Source organism: Streptomyces sp. NPDC017246 (assembly GCF_044331325.1).
Classification (GTDB): Bacteria; Actinomycetota; Actinomycetes; order Streptomycetales; family Streptomycetaceae; genus Streptomyces.
On the sequence record NZ_JBIRMW010000017.1, the window covers coordinates 14,401 to 28,549 of the forward strand.

At 70.5% G+C, this 14,149-nt stretch carries 15 protein-coding genes; 4 read left to right on the forward strand and 11 right to left on the reverse strand.

Annotation, left to right across the window (positions count from 1 at the left end):
* Nucleotides 1-104 precede the first annotated feature (104 nt).
* Entirely contained in the window at nt 105-947 is an 843-nt protein-coding gene (locus ACH4MY_RS31115; protein WP_398007144.1) for a hypothetical protein, read from the forward strand.
* 127 nt (nt 948-1,074) lie between these two features.
* Entirely contained in the window at nt 1,075-1,260 is a 186-nt protein-coding gene (locus ACH4MY_RS31120; protein ID WP_398007145.1) for a hypothetical protein, read from the forward strand.
* Between the two features lie 40 nt (nt 1,261-1,300).
* On the opposite strand, the gene ACH4MY_RS31125 is transcribed toward ACH4MY_RS31120, so the two are convergent.
* Entirely contained in the window at nt 1,301-1,648 is a 348-nt protein-coding gene (locus tag ACH4MY_RS31125; protein WP_318208456.1) for a metal-sensitive transcriptional regulator, read from the reverse strand.
* A gap of 192 nt (nt 1,649-1,840) precedes the next feature.
* Here ACH4MY_RS31125 and ACH4MY_RS31130 point away from each other — a divergent pair, with 192 nt between their 5' ends.
* Both ACH4MY_RS31130 and ACH4MY_RS31135 read left to right on the forward strand, forming a co-directional pair.
* On the forward strand, nt 1,841-2,461 hold the full coding sequence (locus tag ACH4MY_RS31130; protein ID WP_229315230.1) for a DUF47 domain-containing protein: 621 nt from the start codon (nt 1,841-1,843) through the stop codon (nt 2,459-2,461).
* A gap of 6 nt (nt 2,462-2,467) precedes the next feature.
* Nucleotides 2,468-3,466 (forward strand): anion permease, encoded by a 999-nt coding sequence (locus ACH4MY_RS31135; RefSeq protein WP_398007147.1) that lies wholly within the window; start codon nt 2,468-2,470, stop codon nt 3,464-3,466.
* A 112-nt stretch (nt 3,467-3,578) separates the two neighbouring features.
* On the opposite strand, the gene pstB is transcribed toward ACH4MY_RS31135, so the two are convergent.
* From pstB to ACH4MY_RS31185, 10 genes are all read right to left on the reverse strand, one after another.
* Entirely contained in the window at nt 3,579-4,355 is a 777-nt protein-coding gene (pstB, locus tag ACH4MY_RS31140) for a phosphate ABC transporter ATP-binding protein PstB (RefSeq protein ID WP_189834428.1), read from the reverse strand.
* Between the two features lie 26 nt (nt 4,356-4,381).
* On the reverse strand, nt 4,382-5,455 hold the full coding sequence (gene pstA, locus ACH4MY_RS31145; RefSeq protein WP_398007149.1) for a phosphate ABC transporter permease PstA: 1,074 nt from the start codon (nt 5,453-5,455) through the stop codon (nt 4,382-4,384).
* A complete protein-coding gene (pstC, locus tag ACH4MY_RS31150; protein WP_398007151.1) occupies nt 5,452-6,426 on the reverse strand; it encodes a phosphate ABC transporter permease subunit PstC in 975 nt (324 codons plus the stop codon). The genes pstA and pstC overlap by 4 nt, the downstream gene beginning before the upstream one ends.
* A gap of 105 nt (nt 6,427-6,531) precedes the next feature.
* The gene (pstS, locus tag ACH4MY_RS31155) at nt 6,532-7,680 is read right to left on the reverse strand and encodes a phosphate ABC transporter substrate-binding protein PstS (protein ID WP_398007153.1); all 1,149 of its coding nucleotides are present in this window, start codon (nt 7,678-7,680) and stop codon (nt 6,532-6,534) included.
* 341 nt (nt 7,681-8,021) lie between these two features.
* Nucleotides 8,022-8,441 (reverse strand): NUDIX hydrolase, encoded by a 420-nt coding sequence (locus ACH4MY_RS31160; RefSeq protein ID WP_398007155.1) that lies wholly within the window; start codon nt 8,439-8,441, stop codon nt 8,022-8,024.
* Nucleotides 8,438-9,448, reverse strand: a complete 1,011-nt coding sequence (locus ACH4MY_RS31165; RefSeq protein WP_398007157.1) for a CHAD domain-containing protein — start codon at nt 9,446-9,448, stop codon at nt 8,438-8,440. Before ACH4MY_RS31165 ends, ACH4MY_RS31160 begins: the two co-directional genes overlap by 4 nt.
* A complete protein-coding gene (locus tag ACH4MY_RS31170) occupies nt 9,435-11,714 on the reverse strand; it encodes an RNA degradosome polyphosphate kinase (protein ID WP_398007159.1) in 2,280 nt (759 codons plus the stop codon). The genes ACH4MY_RS31165 and ACH4MY_RS31170 overlap by 14 nt, the downstream gene beginning before the upstream one ends.
* A 208-nt stretch (nt 11,715-11,922) precedes the next feature.
* Nucleotides 11,923-12,873, reverse strand: coding sequence for an ABC transporter permease (locus tag ACH4MY_RS31175; RefSeq protein ID WP_398007160.1), 951 nt, complete (start codon nt 12,871-12,873; stop codon nt 11,923-11,925).
* Nucleotides 12,870-13,712 (reverse strand): ABC transporter ATP-binding protein, encoded by an 843-nt coding sequence (locus tag ACH4MY_RS31180; protein ID WP_398007162.1) that lies wholly within the window; start codon nt 13,710-13,712, stop codon nt 12,870-12,872. The genes ACH4MY_RS31175 and ACH4MY_RS31180 overlap by 4 nt, the downstream gene beginning before the upstream one ends.
* Nucleotides 13,709-14,095, reverse strand: coding sequence for a GntR family transcriptional regulator (locus ACH4MY_RS31185; protein ID WP_250761656.1), 387 nt, complete (start codon nt 14,093-14,095; stop codon nt 13,709-13,711). The genes ACH4MY_RS31180 and ACH4MY_RS31185 overlap by 4 nt, the downstream gene beginning before the upstream one ends.
* Nucleotides 14,096-14,149: the final 54 nt, after the last annotated feature.

The window sequence follows — 14,149 nt, forward strand, 5'->3', positions numbered from 1 at the left end:
CGCCCCGACCGTCGTTATGCGGATCGGGTGTCCCCGGGCCCGCGGGTCCCCGGGCGGGTCGGGTCCCGGGCAAACAGCGGTGAGGCGTTGGGGGTTGGCAGGCGATGGTGGTGCAGCGGTACGTGCGTCCGCAGGGTCGCGGGAGCGGGGCGTTCGCCGTCACCGCCGTCCTGGTCGGCTCCCTCGTCGGAACCGCGGCGGTCACGGGCTGCGCCGCCCCCGAGGACCCGAAGCCGACGGTCGATCCCACCCTCGCGGTGCGGAGCGCGGCGGACGCCCTGACGAAGGCCGGCAGCTCCAAGGCGAGCACCTCCATGGAGATGGCCGCGGGCGGGACCCGGGTCACCATCCGGGGCGAGGGCGGCTACGACTTCCGGCGCCGTACCGGCCGGCTCCAGGTGGTGCTGCCGAAGGACGCGGCGGGCTCCAGTGAGCACCGGCCGATCACCGAGCTCCTCACCCCCGGCGCCCTCTACATGAAGAACCGGGGGGCCGGGGTGCCGGCCGACAAGTGGGTCCGCGTCGACACCACGACCCTCGACGACGGGAACCTCGTCACCGGAGGGGCCACCGACCCGGCGGCCGCGGCGGAACTGCTGCGGGGCGCCCGTCGGGTCACGTACCTCGGCGAGGTCGAGCTGGCGGGGGTGCGAGTCCGCCACTACCGGGGGGTCGCGGACATCGCGCACGCCGCCCGGGTCGCCTCGCCGCAGCTCCGGGGAGCGCTCGCCGCGGCGGCGAAAGGGTTCGCCAAGGACACCGTGCCCTTCGACGCGTACCTCGACGGGGAGGGGCGGCTGCGGAAGGTCCGCCACCAGTTCAGCTTCAGCAACCAGGGCCGTACGGTCGCGGTCGCGTCGACGACCCTGCTCTACGGCTTCGGGATCCCCGTCCAGGTGACGCTGCCGGACCACCGGGACATCTACGCCGGGAAGATCAGGACCTGAGGGCCCGACCTGGCCGGGTACGGGCGTGGACCATCGGCAAAATGGTCCGGACGTGTCATGCGCGGTGCGTGTCGCCGTCCCTACGCTGGGAGACCGCTGGGAGACCGACGCCGGCAGGAAGAGGTGGATGCGCGTGGCCCCGCCCGGTACAGCAACCGTGCCCGCAGACCCGGACTGCGTCGCCCTTGCCGAGATCGAACTGTGCGGCGAGCTGATCATCGCCGCCTCCGCCGCGGACGAGGAGCGGCTCAGCGCCGACCGGATCGACGAGGTGCTGAGGGTGGCGGCGGAGCGGGCCGTGGAGGATCGCTGACGGTACGGCCCGGCTCACCACCCCGTACGGAAGGAGGGCCTCAGGTGCGCATCATGCGGGCGATGGCCTTCGTGGCCTCCTCGACCTTGGCGTCGATGCCCTCGCCGCCCTTGGCCGCCGCGTCGGCGACGCAGTGCCGCAGGTGCTCCTCCAGGAGCTGGAGCGCGAAGGACTGGAGCGCCTTCGTCGAGGCGGAGACCTGCGTGAGTATGTCGATGCAGTAGACGTCCTCGTCGACCATCCGCTGGAGACCGCGGATCTGGCCCTCGATCCGGCGGAGTCGCTTGAGGTGCTCGTCCTTCTGCTTGTGGTAACCGTGCACGCCGTGCTCGTGGTCGGCCGGCCCGACGGCCTCGGGGGTGACCTGGTCCGCCTCGGTGGTCGTCATCGCGTCCTCCCGTTGTCCATTAAGGGGGTGTATACCCCTCGTGGGTATATGGTACCGATCCCCGCCGATCCGAACGGGGGTCCGTGCTGTTCACTGTGCCTGATGGGCGACACTGAGAGACGCCGGTTAGCCGTGGCCGGATGATGCGCCTAGCATCAGCCTGACCGAAACCCAGCACCCCGAGGACCTCACGTGCGATTTCGTCTGACCCCCAGGGAGACGAGCTTCTACGACATGTTCGCCGCGTCCGCGGACAACATCGTCACGGGCTCCAAGCTCCTGATGGAACTGCTCGGCGCGGAGCCTTCCGCCCGGGCCGAGATCGCGGAGCGGATGCGGGCAGCGGAGCACGCCGGCGACGACGCGACCCATGCGATCTTCCACCAGCTGAACTCCTCCTTCATCACGCCGTTCGACCGTGAGGACATCTACAACCTCGCGTCGTCCCTCGACGACATCATGGACTTCATGGAAGAGGCCGTCGACCTGGTCGTCCTCTACAACGTCGAGGAACTCCCCAAGGGCGTCGAGCAGCAGATCGAGGTCCTCGCGCGGGCGGCGGAGCTGACCGCCGAGGCGATGCCGAACCTGCGGACGATGAAGGACCTCACCGAGTACTGGATCGAGGTCAACCGGCTGGAGAACCAGGCGGACCAGATCCATCGCAAGCTGCTCGCCCAGCTCTTCAACGGCAAGTACGACGCCATCGAGGTGCTCAAGCTCAAGCAGATCGTCGACGTGCTGGAAGAGGCGGCCGACGCGTTCGAGCACGTGGCCAACACGGTGGAGACCATCGCGGTCAAGGAGTCCTGAGGCTTCGTGGACACCTTTGCTCTGATCGTGACCATCGGTGTCGCGCTCGGCTTCACGTATACGAACGGTTTTCACGACTCGGCCAACGCCATCGCCACCTCGGTGTCGACGCGGGCGCTGACGCCTCGGGCCGCCCTGGCGATGGCCGCGGTCATGAACCTCGCCGGTGCCTTCATGGGCAGCGGGGTCGCCAAGACGGTCAGCGAGGGGCTGATCGAGACGCCGCACGGCGACAAGGGGATGGGCATCCTCTTCGCCGCGCTGGTCGGCGCGATCATCTGGAACCTGGTGACCTGGTACTTCGGTCTGCCGTCCTCCTCCTCGCACGCACTGTTCGGCGGCATGGTGGGTGCGGCGCTGGCCGGTGGCACGGAGGTCATCTGGGGCGGGGTGCTCGACAAGGTCGTCATCCCGATGTTCGTCTCGCCGGTCGTCGGTCTGATCGCCGGTTACCTGGTGATGTGCGCGATCATGTGGATGTTCCGCAAGGCCAACCCGCACAAGGCCAAGCGCGGCTTCCGGATCGCGCAGACCGTGTCGGCGGCCGGTATGGCCCTCGGTCACGGTCTGCAGGACGCGCAGAAGACCATGGGCATCGTGGTGATGGCCCTGGTCATCGCCGACGTCCAGGACGCCGGCGACGACATTCCGGTGTGGGTGAAGATCGCCTGTGCCGTGATGCTCTCGCTCGGTACGTACGCGGGTGGCTGGCGCATCATGCGGACGCTCGGCCGGAAGATCATCGAGCTGGACCCGCCGCAGGGTTTCGCGGCGGAGACCACGGGCGCGTCGATCATGTTCGGCTCCGCGTTCCTCTTCCACGCGCCGATCTCGACGACCCATGTCATCACCTCCGCGATCATGGGTGTGGGTGCGACGAAGCGGGTCAACGCGGTCCGCTGGGGTGTCGCGAAGAACATCATCCTCGGGTGGTTCATCACGATGCCGGCGGCCGCGCTCGTCGCCGCCGTGAGCTACTACGTGGTGCAGCTCTTCTTCGGCTGAGGCCGGCACTGGCTTGAAATGGTCGGGCCCGGCTCCCCTGTGGGGGAGCCGGGCCCTTCGTCGTACGGTGGCACCGCCATGCAGCACCGCAGACGAGTCTCTGTCCGAGGATTTATCCGAAGCGGCCGGAGATGTAGTCCTCGGTCGCCTGGACGCTCGGGTTGGAGAAGATGCGCTCGGTGTCGTCCAGCTCGATCAGCTTGCCGGGCTGGCCGACGGCCGCCAGGTTGAAGAAGGCCGTACGGTCCGAGACGCGGGCGGCCTGCTGCATGTTGTGCGTCACGATGACGATCGTGAAGCGCTCCTTCAGCTCGCCGATGAGGTCCTCGATCGCCAGCGTCGAGATCGGGTCCAGGGCCGAGCAGGGCTCGTCCATCAGCAGGACGTCGGGCTCCACCGCGATGGCGCGGGCGATGCACAGACGCTGCTGCTGACCGCCGGAGAGGCCGGAGCCCGGCTTGTTGAGGCGGTCCTTGACCTCGTTCCAGAGGTTGGCGCCCTTGAGGGACTTCTCGACGATCTCGTTGAGCTGGGACTTCTTGTACTTGCCGTTGAGACGCAGGCCCGCCGCCACGTTGTCGAAGATCGACATGGTGGGGAAGGGGTTGGGGCGCTGGAAGACCATGCCGACCGTACGGCGCACGGCGACCGGGTCGACGTTCGTCCCGTACAGGTTCTCGTCGTCCAGCATCACCTTGCCCTCGACGCGGCCGCCGGGGGTGACCTCGTGCATGCGGTTCAGGGTGCGCAGGAAGGTGGACTTGCCGCAGCCGGAGGGGCCGATGAAGGCCGTAACGGAGCGGGGTTCGACGGTCATGGAGATGTCGTCGATCGCCTTGTGGGCGCCGTAGTAGGCGGAGAGGCCGCTGACGTCGATTCGCTTGGCCATATCAATTCACTTCCAGGGTGACCGCGTCAGCGGCCGGTCTTGGGGGCCTTCCAGCGGGCGATGCCGCGGGCCACCATGTTGAGGATCATGACGAAGGCGATCAGGACGAGCGCGGCGGCCCAGGCGCGGGCCACGGCGGCGTCGGTGCCGACCGCGTACTGCTCGTACACGTAGAGCGGCAGGGAGGACTGGGCGCCTTCGAAGGGGTTCGGGTTGATGAGCTTCGTACCGAACACGAGGAGCAGGATCGGGGCCGTCTCACCGGTGATACGGGCGACCGCGAGCATGACGCCCGTGGTGATGCCGCCGATCGCGGTGGGCAGGACCACCTTCAGGATGGTGCGCCACTTGGGGATGCCGAGGGCGAGGGAGGCCTCGCGGAGCTCGTTCGGGACGAGCTTGAGCATCTCCTCGGTGGAGCGGACCACGACCGGCATCATCAGGATGGCGAGGGCCATCGCGCCGGCGAAACCGGAGGGGCCGAAGCCCAGCATCAGGTTCCAGGTGGCGAGGATGAAGAGGCCGGCGACGATCGACGGGATGCCCGTCATGACGTCGACGAAGAAGGTGACGGCCTGGGCGAGCTTCCCGCCGCCGTACTCGACGAGGTAGACGGCGGTCAGCAGGCCGATCGGGGCGGCGATCACGGTCGCGATGGCGACCTGCTCGATGGTGCCGAGCAGCGCGTGGTAGACACCGCCGCCGGCCTCGGCGTCGAGGACGCCGTTCATCGAGTGGGTCAGGAAGTAGACGTCGAAGACGGCCATGCCCTTGCTGATCGTGACCCAGGCCAGCGAGACCAGCGGGACGACGGCGAGGACGAAGCAGACCCAGACCAGGCTGGTGGCGACGTTGTCCTTGGCCTGACGCCTGCCCTCGACCTTGGTGGTCAGGGCGTACGTCGTGAGGACGAAGAGCAGGGCGGCGATCATGCCCCACTGGATCTTGCTGTGCCAGCCGGCGGCGAGGCCGATGCCGATGCCCGCGGCGACGGAGCCCGCGGCCACGGCGGCCGGGGTCCAGCGGGGGAGGCGGGCGCTGGAGAGGGATCCGGTGTGCTTGACCGTCGTGACCGGACGATCCTGAATGGCGTGGCTCATGCCGCTGCCCCCGAGTACTCCTTGCGGCGGCCGATGATCCAGCGGGCGGCGCCGTTGACCAGCAGGGTGATGGCGAACAGGACGAGACCGGAGGCGATCAGCGCGTCCCGCCCGAACTCGTTGGCCTCGTTGAACTTGGCGGCGATGTTCTGCGCGAAGGTGCCGCCACCCGGGTCGAGCAGGTGGCCCGAGATGAGGAAGCTGGGGGAGAGGACCACGGCCACGGCCATGGTCTCGCCGAGCGCGCGGCCGAGGCCCAGCATGGAGGCCGAGATGATGCCGGAGCGGCCGAAGGGCAGCACCGACATGCGGATGACCTCCCAGCGCGTGGCGCCGAGGGCGAGGGCGGCTTCCTCGTGCATCTTCGGGGCCTGGAGGAAGACCTCGCGGGAGACGTTGGTGATGATCGGCAGGATCATGATCGCCAGGAGGATGCCCACGGTGAAGAGGTTGCGGGCGACGCCGTCCTGGGACTTGTCGAAGATGTACGTCCAGCCGAGGTACTGGTCGAGCCACTCGTTCAAGCCGGCCAGGTAGGGGACGAGGAAGATCGCGCCCCAGAGGCCGTAGATGATGCTGGGCACCGCGGCGAGCAGGTCGACCACGTACGCGAGCGGCTTGGCCAGCTTGCGCGGGGCGTAGTGCGAGATGAAGAGCGCGATCCCGATCGCGACGGGCACGGCGATGAGCATCGCGATGATCGACGAGACGACCGTGCCGAAGGCGAGGACGGCGATGCCGAAGACCGGCGGGTTGCCCGCCGGGTTCCACTCGAAGGTGGTGAAGAAGTTCGTGCTGTCCTTCGAGATGGCGAGGACGGCGCGGTAGGTGAGGAAGCCGGCGATCGCGGCCATGATCACGAGGAGGGTGATGCCGGAGCCTCGGGAGAGTCCGCTGAAGATGCGGTCCCCGGGGCGCGAGGCGCTCTTGGCGCGCCGGCTCCTCTTTATGTCTGGTGTGGTGGTAGCCATCTGCTTCTCCGGTCTGCGGGGCCCCTACGGACGTACGGGCTCCTGGCGGCGGTGCACCGGATGCCGGGTCCGGCCCCCCGCGTGGGGGCCGGACCCGGCCTGGGGTCAGGACAGGGTGGGGACGATCGCGCGGACCTTCGCGGCGATCTCGGCCGGGAGCGGGGCGTAGCCGGCTTCGGCGAGGACCTTCTGGCCCTCCTCGCTCACGGTGTAGTTGAGGAAGGCCTTCAGGGTCGGCAGGGTCTCCGCCTTGTTGCCCTTGTCGCAGGCGATCTCGTAGGTGACGAGGACGATCGGGTAGGCACCCTCGGCCTTCGTCGTGTAGTCGAGGGAGAGGGCGACGTCGTTGCCCGTGCCCGTGCCCTTGACCTTGGCGGCGGCGATGGCCTTGGACGCGTTCTCCGAGGAGGCGGCGACCGGGGCGGCGGCACCGGTGTTGATGCTGACCGTGGAGATCTTGTTCGCGGTGGCGTACGAGAGCTCGAAGTAGCCGATGGAGCCCTCGGCGTCCTTGACCGCGGTGGCGACACCGGAGGAGCCGTTGGCGGCCTGGCCGCCCTGGGCGGGCCACGACTTCGACTTCGGGTCGTGCTTCCAGTCGGCCGCGGCGGCGGTCGAGAGGTACTTGCCCAGGTTCTGGGTGGTGCCCGACTCGTCCGAGCGGTGGAAGGCCTGGATCGTGGTGTCCGGGAGCTTGGCGCCGGGGTTGAGCTTGGCGATCGCCGGGTCGTTCCACTTGGTGATCTTGTTGTCGAAGATCTTGGCGATGGTGGAGGCGTCGAGGATCAGGTTGTCCACGCCGTCCAGCTTGTAGCCGATGGCGATGGGGCCGCCGACCATCGGGAGGTTGACGCCCTTGCCGCCCTTGCAGATCTTCTGCGACTCGGCGACCTCTTCGTCCTTCAGGGCGGAGTCGGAGCCGGCGAAGGCGACCTGGCCCTGGTTGAACTTGGTGATGCCGCCGCCGGAGCCGATGCCCTGGTAGTTGATCTCGACACCGGAGCACGCGGCCTGGAAGTTCTTGACCCACAGGTCCATCGCGTTCTTCTGCGCGCTGGAGCCGGCGGCGAGGAGCTGGCCCTTGGCGCCCTCGCAGGCGATGTTCGAGGCGGCGGCGGAGGTCTTGGTGTCGCCTTCCTTGGCCGGCGTCTCCGTGTTGTTGTCCGAGCCACACGCCGAGAGGACGAGCGCACCGGAGACGACGAGGGCACCGATCGCGGAGGCGCGAAGCCCGTTCTTGCGCGAAAGCTTCACTTTCGGGTGTTCCTTCCAGAAGCCGCCTGTCGCGGACCGAGTGTCCCGAACGTTCTACGGCGGCGTGTGTCGGTGGGCGGTGCATCGCTGTGCTCTCTGCACCGTGTAAGGCCGAAATTAGGCAGAACAGGTGAAGCGGTCGACGGGAGAGGGTGAACGGGAAGTGAACCGTGCCGTAAGCCCGGGTGCGGGGTCCTCGGGCGGACGGCGGCGGGGGGTGCTGCCGGGGGCGCTTCGGGGGGCGCTGACGGGGGTGCTTCCGGGCCCTGGCAGGGCCCGGCCAGCGGTGTCGCCGTCGGGCCGGCCGCCGGTGGCGGGCCTTGTGCGGCGACCGGTGGGGGTCAGCCGGTGGTCGTGGTGACCGCCACGTCCAGGAGTTCGCGGTCCCTGGGCTGGGTGAGGCGGGCGCGGGCCGCGGCCGGGGGGAGCCAGACCAGGTGGTCCACCTCGTGGCTCGGGGTGAAGGTGCCGTCCAGGGCGCGGGCCGACCAGTACTCGACCGTCTTCGGGCGGCCGTCCACGGTGTAGTGGACCGTCGGCAGGCGCGGGCCGAGCGCGCAGCGCCGGCCCGTCTCCTCCTGGACCTCGCGCAGCGCGCATGCCTCGGCCGGCTCCCCGCGCTTCCGCTTGCCCTTCGGGTGGGACCAGTCGTCGTACTTCGGCCGGTGGACGAGGGCGATCTCGATGCCGTGGCCGGAAAGCGCCGGGCGCCAGAGCACGCACCCGGCAGCCAGGATCGGGGGATCGGGAGCGGTGCTCATGGGACCGGTGCCGTCGTTCTCCGCCAGGCGCGCTGGAAGGCGAAGCGGGCGGCTTCGACCTCGTGGCGCTGGTCGGCGTGGAGGACGCCCAGGGCGTACGCGGTCGCGGGGGCGATGCGCGGGGTGCGGGCGGCGGTGGCCGCGGCGGTCGCGGCCTCGGCGGCGTCCCGGTGCCGGTCGAGGGCGCGGGCGGCCTCGTACAGGGCGGAGTCGGGTTCGCCGCCGGTGTGCAGGGCCTCGGTGGCGTACCGGTGCAGCCGCAGCAGGAGCCGGGTCTGGTGCCAGGGCGCGTCCTGGCTCTCCCCGGTGGCGAGGGCGAGGGCGTCGGCGTTGTACGGGTGGGCGGCCCGGCTCAGGGGCAGGGCTCCGACCGCGTCCAGGAGGCGGCGTTCGGCGACCTCGGCGGGGCCGTCCAGGACCTCGACGGCCGGGGCGGTGCCCACGGGGCCGAGGGGGACTTCGGAGGCGAGGAGCGCGACGGCGTCGGCGACCGCGTGGAAGCGGGCCGAGCCCAGTGCCTGGAGGGACGCCGAGTGGGCGCGTGTCCGGGCCAGGGTCAGCTGCCGTTCGAGGAGGGCGCCGGCGCGGGCGGCGCCCACGGTGAGCCCGGCCGCGTCGCCGCCCCGGGCGGCGGGGACGGGTCCGCCGCCGCTCGTGGCGTTCGGCGCGCCCGTACCGTTCGACAGCCGGGACAGCGCGTCCACCAGGCGGATCAGCCGGGACATGCAGGCCTGTTCCAGGGCGAGCGTGCCCGAGAGCCAGGCGAGCTCGGTGCGCAGCTGGTCCGCCCAGGCCGGGTCGAGCAGCGGCCGGAACGTGTGGAGCGTTCCGCTGATCCGGCGGGCGGCGCCGCGCAGGGTGCGGGCCGCCTCCTCCGCTCCGGCCGTGTCCGAGCGGCTCTCGCCGTGGAGCCGCAGGCCGCGGAGGAAGTCCGCGGCGCGGGCGTGCAGGTAGGGGGCCAGGACCTCGCCCGCCGTGACGTCCTGCGTGTGGTCAGGGTTGTGCACGCCGGCGCCTCCGCGCGTCGATGAGCATCTCCTGGACGTGCCGTAGGGGGCGGCCCTCGGGGTCGGTCGCGTGCCGCGTCCAGTTCCCGTCGGGGCCGAGGTGCCAGGAGGAGGTGGTGTCGGACATCCCGGTCTCCAGGAGCCGGGAGAGCGCTGCCCGGTGCGCCGGGTCGGAGACCCGTACGAGGGCCTCGATCCGGCGGTCCAGGTTGCGGTGCATCATGTCGGCGCTGCCGAACCAGACCTCGGGTTCGCCGCCGTTGCCGAAGGCGAAGACCCGGGAGTGCTCCAGGAAGCGGCCGAGGATCGAACGGACCCGGATGTTCTCCGAGAGGCCGGCGACCCCGGGGCGTACGGCGCAGATGCCGCGGACCCAGATGTCGACCGGGACGCCGGCCCGCGAGGCCTGGTAGCAGGCGTCGATGACGGCCTCGTCGACCATCGAGTTGACCTTGATCCGTACGTACGCGGGCCGGCCGGCGCGGTGGTGGGCGATCTCCTTGGTGATCCGGGAGACCAGTCCGTCGCGCAGTGACTTCGGGGCGGTGAGCAGCCGGCGGTACGTCTCGCGGCGGGAGTAGCCGGAGAGCCGGTTGAACAGGTCGGAGAGGTCCGCGCCGACCTGCGGGTCGGCGGTCAGCAGGCCCAGGTCCTCGTAGAGGCGGGCGGTCTTCGGGTGGTAGTTGCCGGTGCCGACGTGGGAGTAGCGGCGCAGCAGCTCGCCCTCCTGCCGGACGACGAGCGACAGCTTGCAGTGGGTCTTCAGGCCGACGAGGCCGTACACGACGTGGCAGCCGGACTCCTCCAGCTTGCGCGCCCACTTGATGTTGGCCTGTTCGTCGAAGCGGGCCTTGATCTCGACGAGGACGAGGACCTGCTTGCCGGACTCGGCGGCGTCGATGAGGGCGTCGACTATCGGGGAGTCGCCGGAGGTGCGGTACAGCGTCTGCTTGATCGCCAGTACGTCGGGGTCGGCGGCCGCCTGCTCCAGGAAGGCCTGCACGGACGTCGAGAACGAGTCGTACGGGTGGTGGAGGAGCACGTCCCGCTCGCGCAGCGCGGCGAATATGTCCGGCGCGGACGCCGACTCGACCTCGGCGAGGTCCCGGTGGGTGCCGGCCACGTATGTGGGGTACTTCAGCTCCGGCCGGTCCTGCCCGGCGATCCCGAAGAGCCCGGTCAGGTCGAGCGGTCCGGGCAGCGGGTAGACCTCGGCGTCGGAGATCTTCAGTTCGCGGACGAGGAGATCCAGGACGTACGGGTCGATGGACTCCTCGACCTCGAGGCGGACCGGCGGCCCGAAGCGGCGCCGCATGAGCTCCTTCTCCAGGGCCTGGAGCAGGTTCTCGGCGTCGTCCTCCTCGACCTCCAGGTCCTCGTTCCTGGTCACCCGGAACATGTGGTGGGCGAGCACCTCCATGCCGGGGAAGAGCTCCTCCAGGTGTGCCGCGATCACGTCCTCCAGGGGCACGTACCGCTGCGGGGAGGCCTCCGGGAAGCGGGAGAGCAGCGGGGGCACCTTCACGCGCGCGAAGTGGCGGTGGCCGCTGACGGGATTGCGGACGACCACGGCGAGGTTGAGCGAGAGCCCCGAGATGTACGGGAAGGGGTGTGCCGGGTCCACGGCCAGCGGGGTGAGGACCGGGAAGATCTGCTGCCGGAACAGGGTGAAGAGCCGCGCCTGTTCCTTCTCCGTGAGCTCGGGCCAGCGGATCAGGTGGACGCCCTCGTCGGCCAGGGCCGGGGCCACGTCCTGCTGGAAGCAGGCGGCGTGCCGGGCCATGAGCTCGCGCGACCGTGTCCAGATCAGGTCGAGGACCTCGCGGGGCTGGAGGCCGGAGGCGGAGCGGGTGGCGACGCCGGTCGCGATGCGGCGCTTGAGGCCGGCGACCCGGACCATGAAGAACTCGTCGAGGTTCGAGGCGAAGATCGCGAGGAAGTTCGCTCGTTCGAGGAGGGGGGTCGTGGGGTCCTCGGCGAGTTCGAGCACGCGCTCGTTGAAGGCGAGCCAGCTGCGCTCCCGGTCGAGGAAGCGTCCCTGCGGCAGCTCGTCGCCGAGCGCGCCGTCGTCCTCGTACGTGTCGGGATCGGCGTCCAGGTCGGGGTCGAGATCGGTCACGACGGCGCCGTTGGTCACCTGCCCGCGGTGTGCGGCGATGGGGCCGAGCGACGACGGAGTGGACGACGAACCGGACGACGGCGCGGACGGCGCGGCGGTCGGCGTGGCGGAGGGCTGGACCGGGACCTCGGCGGGCTGCTGGCTCATGGCCCCATTCTTCCGCGCGAAGGGGTGGTCGGGCGCGTCGGAGCGGGCCGTGGGGGAGGGAAGTCTCCCTTTGGGGAGAGCGGACACGGAGCGCTTCATTGCGTGAGCGTCGCAAGCGCGTCTGAATGGCCGGTAACGACGACATGTCGTTCGGGAATCGGGGGCGGGGCCGTGTGCGGGCCCCGCCCCCGATTCTCCTGCGGGTTTCTCAGGGGTGCCGGGCGCGCAGGACGCGGAGGGCGGCGATGAGCGCGAGGGCGGCGAGGGCGAGGACGATGCCGCTCTCGATGAGCTGGGTGGGCCAGAAGTGGGACTCGGGGTGGTAGTCGAGGTACTGCGCGGCGATCGGCTCGTCGGTGCGGCAGGCGCCGACGGGGGTTCCGTCGGTGAAGCAGAACCAGCCGGGCAGCCGCTGCCCGGCGGTGCTGATCAGGCCCTGCTCCACGAGCAGGCCGTGCTCGGGCATGGCGAGGGCGGCCCCGTTCTCGAGGGCCGGGCCGGTGATCGTCGTCACCGGGAGGAAGTCCCAGCGGAAGGCGCCGAGGACGAGCAGGACCAGGCCCACGACTCCGCCGGTGACGGCCATGGCCACGAGGGTGCGGCGGATCAGCTGGCCGACGAGGGCGCCGACGGCGATGCCGAGCAGGACGTAGGCGACGAGGACGGGGCCGGTGGCCTCGTACGGCCCGGCGTCCGACCAGCGGAACTTCCAGGTGTCGGAGATCTTCGTCCAGCCGATGAGGTAGACCGCCATGAGGGCGAGCGTGGCGGTGAGGCCCGCGGCGGTCGCGGTGAGGAGCTTGGCGCGGAGCCAGGCGCCCGGACCGATCGACTGGGTGAGGGAGAGTCTGTACGTCCCCGACTCCAGCTCGCGGGCGATGAGCGGGCCCGCGACGAGGGCGCCGATGACCAGGGGCAGGGCGACCATGCCGTAGGAGAGCAGTTCCATGGCCCCGCGCAGGAGGTGATAGCCCCTGTTGTAGTCGGCGAGGACCTCGGTGCCGTTCTCGACGCGGACGTGCTCGGTCTGCGCGGCCCACAGGCGCAGACCGCCGATGACCGCGAGGGACACGGCTGCCAGGCCGCCCGCCAGCCACAGCGTCCGCCGGTACTGGCGGACCGTCACCCAGTAGGGGCCTCTCAGGGCGAGGCTGCTCATGCCGGGGCTCCTTCGGTGGTGCGGAGGTGGGCGAGGAGGAGGTCCTCCAGGGAGGGTTCGGTCGTCTCCCAGGGTCCTTCGACCGGGCCCTGGCGGCGGATCAGGGCGGTGAGCTGACGGCCCGTCGTGCGGGATTCGACGACCGTGTGCGGGGCGAGGTCGGCGACGGGGCCCCTGAGCAGGGTGTGGGCGGAGAGGAGTTCGTCGACGGGGCCGTCGAGGCGGATCCGGCCGCCGTGGAGCAGGAGGAGGTGGTCGCAGGCGCCCTCCAGCTCGGTGAGGATGTGCGAGGACATGACGACGGTGGTGCCGTGTTCGGCGGCGTCGGCCATGAGCAGGCCCATGAGCTGGTGCCGGGCGAGCGGGTCGAGGTCGGCCATCGGCTCGTCGAGGAGCAGGAGTTCGGGCCGCTTGCCGAGGGCGAGTGCGAGGGCGACACGGGTGCGCTGGCCGCCGGAGAGGGTCCGTACGACGGCGTGGGGGTCGAGCGTGTCGGCCATGACCCGCCGGGCGGCGGCGTCGTTCCAGCGGCCGGGGTTGAGTTCGCGGCCCATGCGCAGGGTGTCGGCGACGGTGAGCCGGGGGTGGAGCGGTTTGTCCTGGGCGACGTAGGCGAGGTGTTCGCGGGCCGGTGCCTGGATGGTGCCCTCGGTGGGGCGCAGGAGCCCGGCGGCGAGGGCGAGGAGGGTGGACTTGCCGGCGCCGTTGGGGCCGACGAGGGCGCAGACCCGGCCGACGGGGAGGGCGAACGCGCACTCCCGCAGGGCCCAGCGGCCGTTTCCGCCCCCGTATCTCTTGCCCAGGAGACCGGCCTCCAGCGCGATGCCGTCTCTTGTCATGCGTCGTCCCCCTCGAAGTGTTCCTTCAGTACGGATGTGAAGAGCGCGGCCACGTCCTCGCGGTCCAGTCCGGCGGCGCGGGCACGGCGGGCCCAGTCGGCGAGTTCGCCGCGCAGGGGCGAGTCGGCGGGGCCGGTGCCGAGCGTGGCGCGGACGAAGGTGCCGAGGCCGCGGCGGGCCTCGACGAGGCCTTCGCGTTCGAGCTCGCGGTAGGCCTTGAGGACGGTGTTGGGATTGATGGCCGTCGCTTCGACGACCTCGCGTGCGGTGGGCAGTCGGTCGCCCGGCTCCAGGAGGCCCATCCGGAGGGCCTGTTTCGTCTGTTGGACGATCTGGAGGTAGGTGGCGACGCCACTGCGCCGGTCGATGCGGTACTCGACCACGATCGCTTCCACCACCCTTTCACTAATCAAGTAGTGAAAGGGTGGTGGAAAGAA

Coding starts and splice junctions, on each gene's coding strand:
- ACH4MY_RS31115 (WP_398007144.1), top strand. CDS start 105: ATGGTGGTGCAGCGGTACGTGCGTCCGCAGGGTCGCGGGAGCGGGGCG.
- pstA (WP_398007149.1), bottom strand. CDS start 5,455: ATGAGCCACGCCATTCAGGATCGTCCGGTCACGACGGTCAAGCACACC.
- pstC (WP_398007151.1), bottom strand. CDS start 6,426: ATGGCTACCACCACACCAGACATAAAGAGGAGCCGGCGCGCCAAGAGC.
- pstB (WP_189834428.1), bottom strand. CDS start 4,355: ATGGCCAAGCGAATCGACGTCAGCGGCCTCTCCGCCTACTACGGCGCC.
- ACH4MY_RS31175 (WP_398007160.1), bottom strand. CDS start 12,873: ATGAGCAGCCTCGCCCTGAGAGGCCCCTACTGGGTGACGGTCCGCCAG.
- ACH4MY_RS31125 (WP_318208456.1), bottom strand. CDS start 1,648: ATGACGACCACCGAGGCGGACCAGGTCACCCCCGAGGCCGTCGGGCCG.
- ACH4MY_RS31120 (WP_398007145.1), top strand. CDS start 1,075: ATGCGCGTGGCCCCGCCCGGTACAGCAACCGTGCCCGCAGACCCGGAC.
- ACH4MY_RS31180 (WP_398007162.1), bottom strand. CDS start 13,712: ATGACAAGAGACGGCATCGCGCTGGAGGCCGGTCTCCTGGGCAAGAGA.
- ACH4MY_RS31170 (WP_398007159.1), bottom strand. CDS start 11,714: ATGAGCCAGCAGCCCGCCGAGGTCCCGGTCCAGCCCTCCGCCACGCCG.
- ACH4MY_RS31160 (WP_398007155.1), bottom strand. CDS start 8,441: ATGAGCACCGCTCCCGATCCCCCGATCCTGGCTGCCGGGTGCGTGCTC.